15 protein-coding genes are annotated in these 15099 nt (G+C 70.0%); 6 read left to right on the top strand and 9 right to left on the bottom strand.

From position 1 onward, the window contains the following. Nucleotides 1-5 precede the first annotated feature (5 nt). Nucleotides 6-401, bottom strand: coding sequence for a superoxide dismutase, Ni (gene sodN, locus ALMP_RS32120; protein WP_264934820.1), 396 nt, complete (start codon nt 399-401; stop codon nt 6-8). A 146-nt stretch (nt 402-547) separates the two neighbouring features. On the opposite strand from sodN, the gene sodX reads away from it, so the two are divergent. Continuing rightward, nucleotides 548-982, top strand: a complete 435-nt coding sequence (gene sodX, locus ALMP_RS32115) for a nickel-type superoxide dismutase maturation protease (RefSeq protein ID WP_264934818.1) — start codon at nt 548-550, stop codon at nt 980-982. Here the strand turns inward: sodX and ALMP_RS32110 are convergent. Beyond that, the gene (locus ALMP_RS32110; RefSeq protein ID WP_264934816.1) at nt 886-1515 is read right to left on the bottom strand and encodes a CGNR zinc finger domain-containing protein; all 630 of its coding nucleotides are present in this window, start codon (nt 1513-1515) and stop codon (nt 886-888) included. The two genes, sodX and ALMP_RS32110, sit on opposite strands and share 97 nt — an antisense overlap. A gap of 128 nt (nt 1516-1643) precedes the next feature. Between ALMP_RS32110 and ALMP_RS32105 the strand changes: the two genes are divergently transcribed. Further along, nucleotides 1644-2402, top strand: coding sequence for a trans-aconitate 2-methyltransferase (locus tag ALMP_RS32105; RefSeq protein ID WP_264934815.1), 759 nt, complete (start codon nt 1644-1646; stop codon nt 2400-2402). 118 nt (nt 2403-2520) lie between these two features. Here ALMP_RS32105 and ALMP_RS32100 read toward each other — a convergent pair whose 3' ends face one another. Genes ALMP_RS32100 through ALMP_RS32090 form a run of 3 tightly spaced genes read right to left on the bottom strand, consistent with a single transcriptional unit; the run spans nt 2521 to nt 5236 of the window. Beyond that, nucleotides 2521-3282: an amino acid ABC transporter ATP-binding protein gene (locus ALMP_RS32100; RefSeq protein WP_309299566.1), complete on the bottom strand. Its 762-nt coding sequence runs from the start codon at nt 3280-3282 to the stop codon at nt 2521-2523. Further along, entirely contained in the window at nt 3279-4238 is a 960-nt protein-coding gene (locus ALMP_RS32095) for an amino acid ABC transporter permease (protein ID WP_264934813.1), read from the bottom strand. The genes ALMP_RS32100 and ALMP_RS32095 overlap by 4 nt, the downstream gene beginning before the upstream one ends. Before the next feature lie 29 nt (nt 4239-4267). Then, nucleotides 4268-5236, bottom strand: a complete 969-nt coding sequence (locus ALMP_RS32090) for an ABC transporter substrate-binding protein (RefSeq protein WP_264934812.1) — start codon at nt 5234-5236, stop codon at nt 4268-4270. 626 nt (nt 5237-5862) lie between these two features. Between ALMP_RS32090 and ALMP_RS32085 the strand changes: the two genes are divergently transcribed. The 4 genes from ALMP_RS32085 to ALMP_RS32070 all read left to right on the top strand — a co-directional run bounded on the left by ALMP_RS32085 (nt 5863) and on the right by ALMP_RS32070 (nt 9102). Next, nucleotides 5863-7095, top strand: coding sequence for an NADP-dependent malic enzyme (locus tag ALMP_RS32085; RefSeq protein WP_264934810.1), 1233 nt, complete (start codon nt 5863-5865; stop codon nt 7093-7095). Nucleotides 7096-7260: 165 nt separating this feature from the next. Next, the gene (locus tag ALMP_RS32080) at nt 7261-8226 is read left to right on the top strand and encodes a zinc-binding dehydrogenase (RefSeq protein WP_264934808.1); all 966 of its coding nucleotides are present in this window, start codon (nt 7261-7263) and stop codon (nt 8224-8226) included. Nucleotides 8227-8326: 100 nt separating this feature from the next. Further along, a complete protein-coding gene (locus tag ALMP_RS32075) occupies nt 8327-8536 on the top strand; it encodes a helix-turn-helix domain-containing protein (RefSeq protein WP_037674056.1) in 210 nt (69 codons plus the stop codon). Beyond that, nucleotides 8536-9102: a Clp protease N-terminal domain-containing protein gene (locus ALMP_RS32070; RefSeq protein WP_264934804.1), complete on the top strand. Its 567-nt coding sequence runs from the start codon at nt 8536-8538 to the stop codon at nt 9100-9102. Before ALMP_RS32075 ends, ALMP_RS32070 begins: the two co-directional genes overlap by 1 nt. Nucleotides 9103-9148: 46 nt before the next feature. Here the strand turns inward: ALMP_RS32070 and ALMP_RS32065 are convergent, their stop codons facing one another. The 4 genes from ALMP_RS32065 to ALMP_RS32050 form a co-directional block, all read right to left on the bottom strand. After that, nucleotides 9149-10219: a PadR family transcriptional regulator gene (locus ALMP_RS32065; protein WP_264934803.1), complete on the bottom strand. Its 1071-nt coding sequence runs from the start codon at nt 10217-10219 to the stop codon at nt 9149-9151. A gap of 1 nt (nt 10220) precedes the next feature. Next, nucleotides 10221-11141 (bottom strand): DUF4097 family beta strand repeat-containing protein, encoded by a 921-nt coding sequence (locus ALMP_RS32060; protein WP_264934801.1) that lies wholly within the window; start codon nt 11139-11141, stop codon nt 10221-10223. Between the two features lie 175 nt (nt 11142-11316). Then, entirely contained in the window at nt 11317-11502 is a 186-nt protein-coding gene (locus ALMP_RS32055; protein ID WP_007266501.1) for a DUF6104 family protein, read from the bottom strand. A 79-nt stretch (nt 11503-11581) separates the two neighbouring features. Then, the coding region (locus tag ALMP_RS32050; protein WP_264934792.1) for a multifunctional oxoglutarate decarboxylase/oxoglutarate dehydrogenase thiamine pyrophosphate-binding subunit/dihydrolipoyllysine-residue succinyltransferase subunit at nt 11582-15099 on the bottom strand (3518 nt) is incomplete at its 5' end.

Here is a 15099-nt window from a genome sequence, read left to right as displayed (position 1 = left end):
GAAGATCAGGCCTTCTTGGTCTCCCAGAAGATCTTGTCGATCTCGGCGATCAGCTGCAGGGCCTTCTCGCCGGTCTGCGGGTCCGTCGAGGCCTTGGCGGCCGACAGGGCCTTCAGGGTGTCGTTGACCAGCTGGTGCAGCTGCGGGTACTTCTCGAAGTGCGGGGGCTTGAAGTAGTCGCTCCACAGCACGGAGACGTGGTGCTTGGCGAGTTCGGCGCGCTGCTCCTTGATGACGGTGGCACGCGCCTGGAAGTGCGGGTCGTCGTTGGCGGCCATCTTCTCCTGCACGGCCTTCACCGACTCCGCCTCGATGCGGGCCTGGGCCGGGTCGTACACACCGCAGGGCAGGTCGCAGTGCGCGCTGACCTTGACCTTGGGGGCAAACAGGCGGGAAAGCATGGAGCGTTCCTTCCTCGTGATCGTCTTCTCAGGTGGGACATTACTCCCTGCGAGACGGGATTTCGCGAGTGCCCCCATGGGCTTAGGACAAAAGTCCGGGGTGAGACTGAGACTGGTGGAGGAACGGACCGGGGAGGTGCCGGGCGATGCCGGAGCTGTCGCAGGAGAGCGAGCGGGGGAGGACTGCCGTGCCTTTCGGGGTGGCCGAGGTGACCGGGCCGTCCATGGTGCCCACGCTGCACCACGGGGACCAGCTGGTCGTACAGTACGGCGCCAGGGTCAGGCCCGGTGACGTCGTCGTGCTGCGGCACCCCTTCCAGCAGGACCTGCTCGTCGTCAAACGGGCCGCGGAGCGCCGTGAGGGCGGCTGGTGGGTGCTCGGGGACAACGCGTACGCGGGTGGCGACAGCACCGACTACGGGACCGTGCCCGACGAACTGGTCCTCGGCACCGTGCGGTTCCGCTACCGGCCGCTGAAGCGGGATCAGCGCTCGCTGCTCGCGCTGCTGCGCTGGGCGCTCTCCGCCGCCAGGCCGGTGCTGGCCGACCGGTCGGCCTCCAGGCGTTTGCGGGCCCGGTAGGCGGCCACGTTGGCGCGGGTGGCGCAGCGGTCGGAGCAGTAGCGCCGGGAGCGGTTGGTGGAGGTGTCCAGGTAGGCGTTGCGGCACGGGACCGCCTCGCACAGGCCCAGGCGGTCCACGCCGTACTCCGTCAGATGGAAGGCCAGGCCCATCGCGGCGATGGCCGCGTAGCCGGCGGTCGCGTTCGACGGGTGGTCGGCCAGGTGCATGTGCCACAGCGGGCGGCCGTCGTCGTCACGGAAGTCGTGGCCGGAGATCTGCGGGCTGACCGGGAACTCCAGCAGGAGCGAGTTCAGCAGGTCGACCGCGAGGGTCTCGTCGCCGGCGTCGGCCGCCTCGAAGACCGCGCGCAGCCGGGCCCGTACCGAGCGGAACCGGGTGACGTCCGCGTCGGTGGCGCGGCGGGCCGCCGACTGGTTCCCGCCGAACAGGTCGCGGACGGCCTCGACGGAGGTCAGCGCTTCTTTGCCCCGAGCCGGTTCCTCGGTGTTGACGAGGCGAACGGCATAGTCCGAGTAATAGGCCAGTTCCACTTGTAGTCCTTACGGAGGGGCTCTATGGTCGTGAGTGCGGTCGGTAACAGCTGATCGTGCTTCCAGGGTATTACGCATGCGGTATGGCGTGAGCGACTGACGAGCGGGCGACCGCGGAGGGGGTTCGCATGACCACGAGCACCGGCACCGACTGGCAGGCCTGGCAGGAGAGCTGGGACCGGCAGCAGGAGTGGTACCTGCCCGACCGGGAGGAACGGTTCCGCGTCATGCTGGACATGGTGGAGGCGTTCGCCGGCCCCGAGCCGCGCGTCCTGGACCTCGCCTGCGGCACCGGCACCATCACCGCCCGCCTCCTGGACCGCTTCCCCGGCGCCGTCAGCACCGGGGTCGACCTCGACCCGGCGCTGCTCATGATCGCCCGCGGCACCTTCGCCGGAGACGACCGCGTCACCCTCGTCGAGGCCGACCTCACCGACCCCGACTGGCCCGCGCTGCTGCCGTACGACAGCTACGACGCGGTCCTCACCGCCACGGCGCTTCACTGGCTGCGCACCGGCCCTCTCCAGACGCTCTACGGCCGCCTCGCCGGACTGGTCCGCGAGGGCGGTGTCTTCCTCAACGCCGACCACATGATCGACGACACCACCCCCCGGATCAACGCGGCCGAGTCCGCCGTGCGCCACGCCCGCATGGATCAGGCCAGCCGCGACGGCGCCCTCGACTGGTCCGAGTGGTGGGCGCTGGCCGCCAAGGACCCGGTCCTCGGCCCTCCGACCGCCCGCCGCTTCGAGATCTACGGCGAGCACGCCGACGGTGAGATGCCCTCCGTGGCCTGGCACACGCGCGCGCTGCGGGAACAGGGCTTCGCCGAGGCGCGCCCGGTGTGGGCCTCCCCGTCGGACACGCTGCTGCTCGCGCTGAAGTGACCCCCACCGGGAGTCACCCCGCGGAGGAACCGTGGAGGGAGTGGCCCCGCAGGCAAGCGCCCTCATGACGGAAGGGGCGGTACGGGAATCCCGTACCGCCCCTCGCCGGTGAATGGAGTCACAGCACCTTCGACAGGAACGCCTGGGTGCGCTCGTGCTGCGGGTCGGTGAGGACGTCGCGCGGGTTGCCGGACTCGACGACCACGCCGCCGTCCATGAAGACCAGGCTGTCGCCCACCTCGCGGGCGAAACCCATCTCATGGGTGACGACGACCATCGTCATCCCGGACTCGGCCAGATCGCGCATGACGTCGAGGACGTCACCGACCAGCTCGGGGTCCAGCGCCGAGGTCGGCTCGTCGAACAGCATCAGCTTCGGGTCCATGGCCAGCGCCCGCGCGATGGCCACACGCTGCTGCTGGCCGCCGGAGAGCTGCGAGGGGTAGTTCCCCGCCTTGTCGGCCAGGCCGACACGGGCCAGGAGCTCCATCGCCCGCTCCTTGGCCTGGGCCCTGCTGACGCCCTTGACCTGCACCGGAGCCTCGATGACGTTCTCCACCGCCGTCATGTGCGGGAAGAGGTTGAACCGCTGGAACACCATGCCGATGTCCCGGCGCTTCAGCGCGACCTCGCTGTCCTTCAGCTCGTACAGCTTGTCGCCCTTCTGGCGGTAGCCGACCAGCTCGCCGTCCACGTACAGACGGCCGGCGTTGATCTTCTCCAGGTGGTTGATGCACCGGAGGAACGTGCTCTTGCCGGAGCCGGACGGACCGATCAGGCAGAACACCTCGCCGGAGTTCACCTCCAGGTCGATGCCCTTGAGGACCTCGACCGCGCCGAAGGACTTGTGCACGCCCTCGGCCTTCACCATCGCGGTCATGCCACGCTCCTCGATCCGAACAGGTTCGCCTTGATCTTCTGCAGGACCGTCGGCGGCAGGCTCCGGCTGGAGCCACGCGCGTAGTACCGCTCCAGGTAGTACTGGAAGACGCTGAACACGCTGGTCATCACCAGGTACCAGATCGAGGCGACGAAGAGCATCTCCATCACGGCGTACGACGTGGAGCCGATCACCGAGGTCGAACGCAGCAGCTCGTTGTAGGTCACCGCGTACACCAGCGACGAGGTCTTCAGCATGTTGATGAACTCGTTGCCGGTCGGCGGCACGATCACCCGCATCGCCTGCGGGATGACGATCCGGCGCAGCGTCTTGCCGTGGCTCATGCCGAGCGCGTGCGCCGCCTCGGTCTGCCCCTCGTCGACGGCGAGCAGGCCGGCACGGCAGATTTCGGCCATGTACGCCGCCTCGTTCAGACCGAGGCCGAGCAGGGCGCACATGAACGGCGTCATGACGTCCGTCATCTCGTCCTTGTAGATCGGACCGAGATTCAGCATCGGGAAGATCAGCGCCAGGTTGAACCACAGCAGCAGCTGCACATAGACCGGGGTGCCGCGGAAGAACCAGATGTACAGCCAGGCCACGCTGCTGGTCACCGGGTTCTTCGACAGCCGCATCACGGCCAGGACGATGCCCAGCAGCACGCCGAGCACCATCGCCAGGATGCTGATCAGCAGCGTGCGGCCGGCGCCGGCGATCACGGTGGAGTCGAACAGCTTGTCCGACACCGCCTGCCACTGGATGTCGCCCTGCGCGAACGCGATGACGAGCAGCACCAGCAGTGCGAGGACGACGACGCCGCTGACCCAACGGCCGTAGTGGCGCACCGGGATGGCCTTGATGGCCGCCGGCGGGCCGGAGAACGCCGAGTCGTCGGCCACCGGCGGCCGGTCGGCCGGCGGTGCTCCCGCGGCGGACTTGTCGAGCTTGTCAGTCATGGGGACTGCCCTTCAGTGGTGCGAGGAGATCACTTGCCGCCGTTGATCTGGGCAGCTTCGATCGCGCCGCTCTGGGCGCCCCACTTCTCCAGCACCTTCTGGTACGAGCCGTCCTTGATGATCGCGTCGACGGCCTCCTTCAGCGCGTCGCGCAGCTGGGTGTTCTTCTTGTCGACGGCGATGCCGAAGGGCCCGGCGTCGTACTGCTCGCCGACGACCTCGAAGGCGTTGCCGCCGTCGGCCTTGCGGGCCATGTCCACGGCGACCGGGTAGTCGTTGACGCCGGCCACGGCACCGCCGGACTTCACGCGGGTCTGGGCCTCGGTGTCGTTCTCGAACGACTCGATCTTGATGGCCTTCTTCTTGGCGTCCGTGCACTTCTTGGACTGGTCCTTCAGGGCCTGCTCGTACGTCGTGCCCCGCTGCACCGCGGCCGTCTGACCGCACAGGTCCTCTATGGACTTGACGCCCTTGGGGTTGCCCTTCTTGACGTAGACGGCCGTGCCCGCGGTGAAGTAGTCGACGAAGTCGACGCCCTCACCGAGCTTCTTGCCGCTGTCGTCCAGGCCCTCCTGGCGCTGCTTGTTGTCCGTGATCGACGACATCGCGATGTCGTAGCGGCCGGTGTTGACCGCCGTGATCAGGCCGTCGAAGGAGCCGGAGGTGAACTTGAACTCGACGCCGAGCTTCTTGCCCAGCTCCGCGGCGATGTCGGGGTCGACGCCCACGATCTTGCCGTTCTCGACGGACTCCATCGGGGCGTACTCGGCGTTCGTGCCGACCTCGATGACGCCCTTGTCCTGGATCTCCTTGGGCAGCTTGGAGAAGAGGGGCGCGGTGCTGGCCTTGCCCGACGCCTCGGAGGAGCCGCCGCCGCTGCCGCTGTCGGTCTGGTCACCGCAGGCGGTGAGCAGCAGGGCGCCCGCGACCGCGAGTGAACCGACCGCGGCTAGCCGGGTGCGCGCGGCGGTGGTACGGCGGATGGAGCGTGCGGTCATGGTGAGTGCCTCCGGCGGATGGATGGAGATGCCGATGGGTCGACGAGAACACACACCTTCGGGTGTCGCGACCTCGTGTGATTACGGCATCTTGCCATTCGGACGGCGGCATTCAGGGGGCCAGCCATGTCAAAATCGGATAACGGGCGACCCCCGAACCACATCAGTCCGGTACATCACGACCGGAGTAGGCCGGACCATCTACGGGAATCCCTCCTTCCGGCCGGAAGATCTTCGGTTCCGTCTCAGAATGCGGGCCAACGAGCCGCGGTGAATGCACTGAACCGGGGTCGTGTCAAGGGGATGTCCAGCGCTTGTCCACTCTTGACGCATGAGTCATGTCACTGCCATGCCGCTGGGATATGACTGTCCGCGGCGCGGCGCGACCGTCTGTGGGACTCCTGCAATATCCAGGATGTGACCTTGCACGGATTGGACTCGTCGTCGGTGGTGTCCGTCCGGTAAGAAGGTTTTTTACACCCCTCATCCGGGGCTCAGGGCGCGTGTGCGGCGCGCCCGACGCGCAGGTGCCCGTACGTATCAGCACTGGGCCCTGGGCGGTGCCCGCCCACTTCTCAACCAGGAGTGGCCACCCTCATCCATGAACACCTAAGGGGTACGACACAGTGGCAGCGGAGATCGTCAATCCTCGCAGCGAGAGCGAAACGGACCATACGGGACCGGAGGGCGGTGCGGAGCCCCTCGACTCGTTCGACCCGGCCTTCGCGTTGCACCGTGGCGGGAAGATGGCCGTGCAGGCCACCGTCCCGATCCGCGACAAGGACGACCTGTCCCTCGCCTACACGCCCGGCGTCGCCCGCGTGTGCACCGCGATCGCGGAACAGCCGGAACTGGTCAACGACTACACCTGGAAGTCCTCGGTCGTGGCCGTCGTGACGGACGGCACGGCCGTGCTCGGGCTCGGTGACATCGGTCCGGAGGCCTCCCTCCCCGTGATGGAGGGCAAGGCGATCCTGTTCAAGCAGTTCGGCGGCGTGGACGCGGTCCCGATCGCGCTGGCCTGCACGGACGTGGACGAGATCGTCGAGACGGTGGTGCGCCTCGCGCCGTCGTTCGGCGGAGTGAACCTGGAGGACATCTCGGCGCCCCGGTGCTTCGAGATCGAGCGCCGGCTCCAGGAGGCCCTCGACATCCCCGTCTTCCACGACGACCAGCACGGCACGGCCGTGGTGACGCTGGCGGCGCTGCGCAACGCGGCGCGGCTGAGCGGGCGGTCGATCGCGGACCTGCGCGCCGTCATCTCGGGCGCCGGAGCGGCCGGTGTCGCCATCGCCAAGATGCTGGTCGAGGCCGGCATCGGGGACGTGGCGGTCGCGGACCGCAAGGGCGTCGTCTCGGCGGACCGCGAGGACCTCACCGACGTCAAGCGGGAGCTGGCCGGCTTCACGAACAAGGCGGGTGTCACCGGCTCGCTGGAGGACGCGCTGGCCGGCGCCGACGTCTTCATCGGCGTCTCCGGCGGTACGGTCCCGGAGGCCGCGGTCGCCTCGATGGCGGAGGGCGCCTTCGTGTTCGCGATGGCCAACCCCAACCCCGAGGTGCACCCGGACGTCGCCCACAAGTACGCGGCGGTCGTCGCCACCGGGCGGTCGGACTTCCCCAACCAGATCAACAACGTGCTGGCGTTCCCGGGCATCTTCGCCGGCGCGCTCCAGGTGCGGGCGTCCCGGATCACCGAGGGCATGAAGATCGCGGCGGCGGAGGCGCTGGCCGGGGTCGTCGGTGACGACCTCGCCGCGGACTACGTCATCCCGTCGCCCTTCGACGAGCGGGTCGCCCCGGCGGTGACGGCGGCGGTCGCCGCCGCCGCCCGGGCGGAGGGCGTCGCGCGTCGCTGAGGCCGCATGGACGGCCCCGCCCCGACGGCTCCGGCCGCACGGGACGGGGCCGTCCCGCTGCCTGCCCGCCCACGGGGGAGTGGGGCGCGGGTGCGTTGACAAGAGGGCGTGTCTCACACGCCCCCCTGGTTTCCCCGGCCGCCCCGGGAACCTATCGTCGGCTTCATGTTCGCCGTCTACGCCGCCCGAATCGACCGCGACCAGCCGCTGAACGGCCTGGAGTTGGGGGAGCGACCGGCCCCCGAGGCCCGCCCCGGCTGGAGCACGGTCGACGTCCGCGCCGCCTCCCTCAACCACCACGACCTCTGGTCCCTGCGGGGCGTCGGCCTCGCCGAGGACAAGCTGCCGATGATCCTCGGCTGCGACGCCGCCGGCGTCGACGAGGACGGCAACGAGGTCGTCCTGCACTCCGTCATCGGCCAGACCGGTCACGGAGTCGGCCCCCGAGAGCCCCGCTCCATCCTCACCGAGCACTATCAGGGCACGTTCGCCGAGCGGGTCGCCGTACCGACCTGGAACATCCTGCCCAAGCCGAAGGAGCTGTCCTTCGCGGAGGCCGCCTGTCTGCCCACCGCCTGGCTGACGGCCTACCGGATGCTCTTCACCAACGCGGGGGTGCGTCCCGGCGACTCCGTCCTCGTCCAGGGTGCCGGCGGTGGGGTCGCCACGGCCGCGATCGTCCTCGGCAAGGCCGCCGGTCTGCGGGTCTTCGCGACCAGCCGGGACGAGGCCAAGCGCAAGCGGGCACTGGAGCTGGGGGCCGTCGAGGCGGTGGAGCCGGGGGCGCGGCTGCCGCAGCGTGTGGACGCCGTCATCGAGACCGTCGGCGCGGCCACCTGGTCCCACTCGGTGAAGTCCCTGCGCCCCGGCGGCACGCTCGTCATCTCCGGCGCGACCAGCGGTGACCGCCCCTCCCACGCCGAGCTGACCCGCATCTTCTTCCTGGAGCTCAAGGTGGTCGGCTCCACCATGGGCACCAAGGACGAGCTGGAGGACCTGCTCGCGTTCTGCGCCGCGACCGGTGTCCGCCCGGTCATCGACGAGGTGCTCCCGCTCGACCGGGCCCGTGAGGGCTTCGAACGCCTCGCCTCGGGCGAGCAGTTCGGCAAGATCGTGCTCACCCACGGCTGACCGCTGGTCCTGTCCGACGGCCGGTCCGGTTCTCCGGGCCGGCCGTCGACATGTGTCAACCGTGATTGACGACCCGGTGGTGTCAATGTAGGTTGACAGCATGACCGAAGCAACGGATCTCGCCGAGCGCGCCGGCGACCGCGATCCACGGGTCGGACTGCGCGCCGTCGCCGCACTGCGCAGGCTGCTGGAACAGCTGGAGGCGGTGCAGGTGCGCAGTGCGCGCCATCAGGGCTGGTCGTGGCAGGAGATCGCCGCGGAACTCGGAGTCAGCAGGCAGGCCGTGCACAAGAAGTACGGGAGGCAGTGATGTTCGAGCGGTTCACGAAGGACGCCCGCGAAGTCGTGCGGGGCGCACTCCAGCGGTGCGAGGACACGGGGGCGCGGACCGTGGGGCCCGAGCATCTGCTGTTCGCCCTGCTGGACCGTGAGGCGAGCCGCGGCTCCTTCGCGCTGACCGCCCTCGGACTCGCGCCCGAACGCAGGGAGCCGGTACGCCGGGCGCTGCACGAGGCCCGCCGGCGCGCGGGCCTGTCCCGGGCCGACGCCGACGCCCTCGCCGGCCTCGGCATCGACGTCTCGGAGATCGTCTCCCGCGTCGAGGAGGTGCACGGCGTCGGGGCGATGTCCGGTGACCGGCGGGGCAGGGGCGGGTGGACCTCCCGCCCCGCCTTCGGGCGGGACGCCAAGGACGTCCTGGAGAAGTCCCTGCGCATGGCGCTGGCCCACCGCGACCGGTGCATCGGCGACGAGCACATCCTGCTCGCCCTCACCGCCCGCCCCGGCCTCGCCGCCGAAACCCTCGCCGACCACGGCATCACCCACACCTCCCTGACCCGAGTGCTGTACGTCCAGGGAGAGGCCCGGGCCGGCTGACGGGGCGGGGCGGGGCGCCCCGCGACACCCGGCGCGGACCTACCGATCAGTTCTTCGGGGACCGCAGGATCGCCCCGATGTGAGCCGCCGCCGTCGACAGATGGCGGCGGGCATCGCGGAGCTGGTCGGTGGTGACTCCGTGGTCGCGGGCCGCGTCGCGGATGTCGTCACGGAAGCGGTCCAGCAGCCGGTCCAGGTCGCGGGCCGGGTCGCCGCTGGAGTCCTCGTGGGCCCAGGCCGGTTCGTAGTCGGCGGGGAAGTCCTCCGGGGTCTGCGAGTACACCGGCCCCGTGGCCGCCGGGCCCTCCTTGCCGCCCGTGCGGCCGAACGCGAAGTCCCTGCCGAACTCGCCGAACTCCTTGGCCAGTTCGGTCAGCCCCTCTCTCACGCCCGTCGGCCAGTCGCCCCGCGCGAAGTGGTCCTGCACCTGCTCCTGGACGCGGCGCGCTATCCGCTGCACCTCCTCCTGGGCCTGGGCGCGGGCCCGGTCCTGCGCCTCCTTGGCCTGGCGGCGGGCCCGCTGGGCCTCCTCGCGGGCCCGGCGGCTCTCGTCCTTGGCCCGACGGGCCTGTTCCTTCCACTCCTGCTTGACGCGGCGCATCTCCTCCTTGGCGGCACGCCACGCCTCCTGGTCGCCGAAGTCGCCGTGGTCGCCGAAGTCGCCGTGGACACCGGGGCCGCCCGGGCCGCCGGTCTCCTCCCGGCCGCCGGAACCCGACGGGGGCGTGCGGCGGGCCTGGGAGAGCGCGGCACGCATCTCGCGGCGCAGATCACCGGCCGCGCCGCGCACATCGGCCTGGATCTCGGCGGCCAGCTCCGCCACCGACTCGCGGATCTCCAGCTCCAGATCGGCCAGTTCGCCGCTGCGGTCGGCGAGTTCCGCCCGGCCCGCGTCGGTGATGGCGTACACCTTGCGGCCGCCCTCGGTGGTGTGGGTGACCAGGCCCTCGGCCTCCAGCTTGGCCAGCCGGGGGTAGACCGTGCCCGCCGAGGGCGCGTACAGCCCCTGGAAGCGTTCCTCCAGCAGGCGGATCACCTCGTAGCCGTGGCGCGGAGCCTCGTCCAGGAGCTTCAGCAGGTAGAGGCGGAGGCGGCCGTGGGCGAAGACGGGAGGCATGTCAGAGCACCTTCTTGTCGGTCGTGCTGTCGGCCGGGCTGCCGGAAGGGGAATCGTCCCCGGGACCGGTCGGAGGACCGTCGGCGGGAGCCGCCGCCTCCCACGGCTCGTCCTCCTCCGTCGGCGGGCGGCGCAGCAGGGCGATCGAGCCGGAGATCGTCGTCGCCTTCAGTCTGCCGTTGCCCGCGCCGAGCCGGCCGGTGATGCGCTTGGCGCCCCACTGGCCGCTGACCCGCAGATCCTCGAAGGCGTTGGAGACCGAGCCGCTCGTCGTGTTCGCCTCCACCTCCGCGTCCGCCGGGTGCGGCAGCCGGATGGCGATCTCACCGGAGACGCTGGTCAGACCGACGTCGGTGGGGCGGCTCACCGGGTCGAGGTCGACGATCATCGACCCGCTCACCGAGTCGGCCTTCACGGAGGAACCCGCCTCCACCACCGTCAGGTCCCCGGAGACGGAGTTGAAGCGCAGGTCCCCGGTGAGGGCCTGGGCCTCGACGCTCCCCGAGACGGTGTCCGCGCGCACCGGGCCGGCGAGTCCGACGAGGGTGGTGTCCCCGGAGACGCCCTTCACGTCGGTGCGCCCGTCGATCCCGGAGACGACCGCCCCGGCGCTCACCACGCCCACCTCCACGCGCGTGTCCGCCGGAACAGCCAGGGAGACGACCGCGCTGCGCCGCCACCCCTTGCGGTCCAGCCACTTGAGGAAGCCTTTCCACGGCAGGTCCTCGTACGCCACCGTCAGGGTGCCGTCGCGATGGCTCACCAGCAGGGGTGGTCCCTCGATGTGGGAGACCTCCAGACGGGCGGGGCCCTCGTCGGTGCCCACCACGTTCACCGTGCCGCCCACGATGCGTACGCGCAGGTCGCTGACGGGCTCGTCGAAAGAGAGCTTGTGCGGCTCGGCGACGGACCACTCGGACATGGTGCAGACCTCCTCGACGACACGACACGCCATATCGCGTCTCACCTAATTCACGATATATCGCGGCCGTCGAAAGTCAAGGCACCCGTTCGGGTGATCATCACCGGCTCTCGTGGACCTCCGCACGCAAAAAGGGCGCCCACCAGGGGCGCCCTCGCACATGACCGACCGAGGTCTACTCGTCGTCCTCGTCCTCGTCGTCCAGTCGCGCCAGCCACGTCGCCAGCCGCTCCACCGGCACCTCGAAGTCCGGGTTGAGGTCGACGAACGTCCGCAGCTGCTCGGCGAGCCACTCGAAGGTGACCTCCTCCTCGCCGCGCCGCTTCTCCAGCTCTTCGATGCCACGGTCCGTGAAGTACATGGGTCAAGGATAAGTGCGCGCGAACGGCTGGGCCGCACCCCCGGGACGAGGGTGCGGCCCAGCCGCGCGACAGGGGACGTCAGGCCTCGAAGACCTCACGCACCAGCTGCTCCTGCTCGGCCTGGTGGCGCTTGGCCGAGCCGACCGCCGGGGACGAGCCGTGCGGCCGCGAGATGCGGCGCAGACGCTCACCGTGCGGCACGTCGGCGCCGACGGCCAGGTCCAGGTGGTCGATCAGGTTCAGGGCGATGAACGGCCAGGCGCCCTGGTTGGCCGGCTCCTCCTGGGCCCACAGGTACTTCTCGACGTTCGGGTACTTGGCGATCTCCGCCTGGAGCTCGGCACCCGGGATCGGGTACAGGCGCTCGATGCGGATGATCGCGGTGTCCGTGACGCCGCGCTTGACCCGCTCGGCCTCCAGGTCGTAGTAGACCTTGCCGGCGCAGAAGACGACCTTGCGGACCGCGGCCGGGTCCACCGACGTGTCGCCGATGACCGGGCGGAACTGGCCCGTGGTGAACTCCTCCGCCTTCGACGCGGCGGCCTTCAGACGCAGCATCGACTTCGGGGTGAAGACGACCAGCGGCTTGTGGTGCGGGTTGTGCACCTGCCAGCGCAGGAGGTGGAAGTAGTTCGACGGCAGGGTCGGCATCGCGACCGTCATGTTGTTCTGGGCGCAGAGCTGGAGGAACCGCTCCGGGCGGGCCGAGGAGTGGTCCGGGCCCTGGCCCTCGTAGCCGTGCGGCAGCAGCAGGGTGACGCCGGACGTCTGGCCCCACTTCTGCTCGGCCGAGGAGATGAACTCGTCCACGACCGTCTGCGCGCCGTTGACGAAGTCGCCGAACTGCGCCTCCCACATCACCAGCGCGTCCGGGCGGGCCAGCGAGTAGCCGTACTCGAAGCCCATCGCCGCGTACTCGGAGAGCAGGGAGTTGTAGACGTTCAGGCGGGCCTGGTCCTCGGACAGGTACAGCAGCGGGGTGAAGTCCTCGCCCGTCTCACGGTCGATGATCACCGCGTGCCGCTGGCCGAAGGTGCCGCGCTGGGAGTCCTGGCCCGCCAGGCGGACCGGGACGCCCTCCAGGAGGAGGGAGCCGACGGCGAGGGTCTCGCCCATGCCCCAGTCGATGGTGCCGTCCTCGACCATCGCCGCCCGGCGCTGGAGCTGCGGCAGCAGACGCGGGTGGACGGTGATGTGGTCGGGGATGTTGACCTGGGACTCGGCGATCCGCTTGACGACCTCGGTGGAGACCGCGGTCGGGACCGCGACCGGGAAGCCGTCCTGAGGGTCCTGGGAGCTGCCCGGAGCCGGCTGCGCGGTGGCCTCGCGGACCTCCGTGAAGACCTTCTCCAGCTGGCCCTGGTAGTCCTGGAGGGCCTGCTCGGCCTCTTCCAGGGTGATGTCGCCGCGACCGATCAGGGACTCGGTGTACAGCTTGCGCACCGAGCGCTTCTTGTCGATCAGGTCGTACATCAGCGGCTGGGTGAACGCCGGGTTGTCCGACTCGTTGTGACCGCGGCGGCGGTAGCAGATGAGGTCGATCACGACGTCCTTGTTGAACGCCTGACGGAACTCGAAGGCCAGCCGGGCCACGCGGACGACGGCCTCGGGGTCGTCGCCGTTGACGTGGAAGATCGGGGCCTCGATCATCCGCGCCACGTCCGTCGCGTACATGGAGGAACGCGAGGACTCGGGGGCCGCGGTGAAGCCGACCTGGTTGTTGATGACGATGTGGACCGTGCCGCCGGTGCGGTAGCCGCGCAGCTGCGACATGTTCAGGGTCTCGGCCACCACGCCCTGGCCCGCGAAGGCCGCGTCGCCGTGCAGCGCCACCGGCAGGACGGTGAAGTCCGTGCCGCCCTTGTTGATGATGTCCTGCTTGGCGCGGGCGACGCCCTCCAGGACCGGGTCGACCGCCTCCAGGTGGGAGGGGTTCGCGACCAGGGAGACCTTGATCTGCTCGCCGTCCAGGCCGGTGAAGGTGCCCTCGGCGCCCAGGTGGTACTTGACGTCACCGGAGCCGTGCATCGACTTCGGGTCGAGGTTGCCCTCGAACTCACGGAAGATCTGCGCGTACGACTTGCCGACGATGTTCGCCAGGACGTTCAGCCGGCCGCGGTGGGCCATGCCGATGACGACCTCGTCGAGGCGGGACTCGGCGGCCGAGTCCAGCACCGCGTCGAGCAGCGGGATGACGGACTCGCCGCCCTCCAGGGAGAAGCGCTTCTGGCCGACGTACTTCGTCTGCAGGAAGGTCTCGAAGGCCTCCGCCGCGTTCAGTCGGCGCAGGATGCGCAGCTGCTCCTCGCGCTCCGGCTTGGTGTGCGGGCGCTCGATGCGGTCCTGGATCCACTTGCGCTGCTTGGGGTCCTGGATGTGCATGAACTCGACGCCGGTGGTGCGGCAGTACGAGTCGCGCAGCACGCCGAGGATGTCGCGCAGCTTCATCAGGGACTTGCCGGAGAAGCCGCCGACGGCGAACTCGCGCTCCAGGTCCCACAGGGTGAGCCCGTGCTCGGTGATGTCCAGGTCGGGGTGCTTGCGCTGGCGGTACTCCAGCGGGTCGGTGTCGGCCATGACGTGGCCGCGGACCCGGTAGGAGTGGATCAGCTCGAAGACCCGGGCGGCCTTGGTGACGTCGTCGTCGTGGCTGGCGTCGATGTCCTTGAGCCAGCGGACCGGCTCGTAGGGGATGCGCAGCGCCTCGAAGATGTCGTCGTAGAAGCCGTTCTCGCCGAGGAGCAGGTTGGCGACGGCGCGCAGGAACTCGCCGGAGGCGGCGCCCTGGATGACCCGGTGGTCGTAGGTCGACGTGAGCGTCATGACCTTGGAGATGCCGAGCTTGTTCAGGGTGTCCTGGCTGGTGCCCTGGAACTCCGCCGGGTAGTCCATGGAGCCGACGCCCATGATCACCGACTGGCCGGGCATCAGGCGCGGCACGGAGTGGACGGTGCCCAGGCCGCCGGGGTTGGTCAGGGAGACCGTGACGCCGGTGAAGTCGTCCATCGTCAGCTTGTTGTCGCGGGCGCGACGGACGATGTCCTCGTAGGCCTGCCAGAACTCGAAGAAGTTCAGCGTCTCGGCCTTCTTGATGGCGGCGACGACGAGCTGGCGGTCGCCGTTGGGCTTCACCAGGTCGATGGCCAGGCCGAGGTTGACGTGCGGCGGCTTGATGAGGGTCGGCTTGCCGTCCTTCTCGCCGAACGACCAGTTCATCGACGGCATGGCCTTGATGGCCTGCACCATCGCGAAGCCGATCAGGTGCGTGAAGGAGATCTTCCCGCCCCGGGCGCGCTTGAGGTGGTTGTTGATGACGATGCGGTTGTCGAACAGCAGCTTCACCGGGACCGCGCGCACGGACGTGGCCGTGGGCAGCTCCAGGGAGGCGTTCATGTTCTTGGCCACCGCGGCGGACGGACCGCGCAGCGTCACGAACTCGGGGCCGTCGGGCGCGGCGGCGGGCTCGGCCTTCGCGGCGGCCGGCTTCGCGGCGGGCGCGGCGGCCTTCGCGGGAGCCGGTGCGGCGGCCGCGGGCTTCGGTGCGGCGGCCGGGGCCGGCGCGGGAGCCGGAGCGGCGGGGGGGGGCCGGGGCGGGG

The organism is Streptomyces sp. A012304, from assembly GCF_026008495.1.
Classification (GTDB): Bacteria; Actinomycetota; Actinomycetes; order Streptomycetales; family Streptomycetaceae; genus Streptomyces.
Note: the sequence above shows the minus strand (reverse complement) of the source record. Positions and strands in the feature narration are given on the sequence as shown.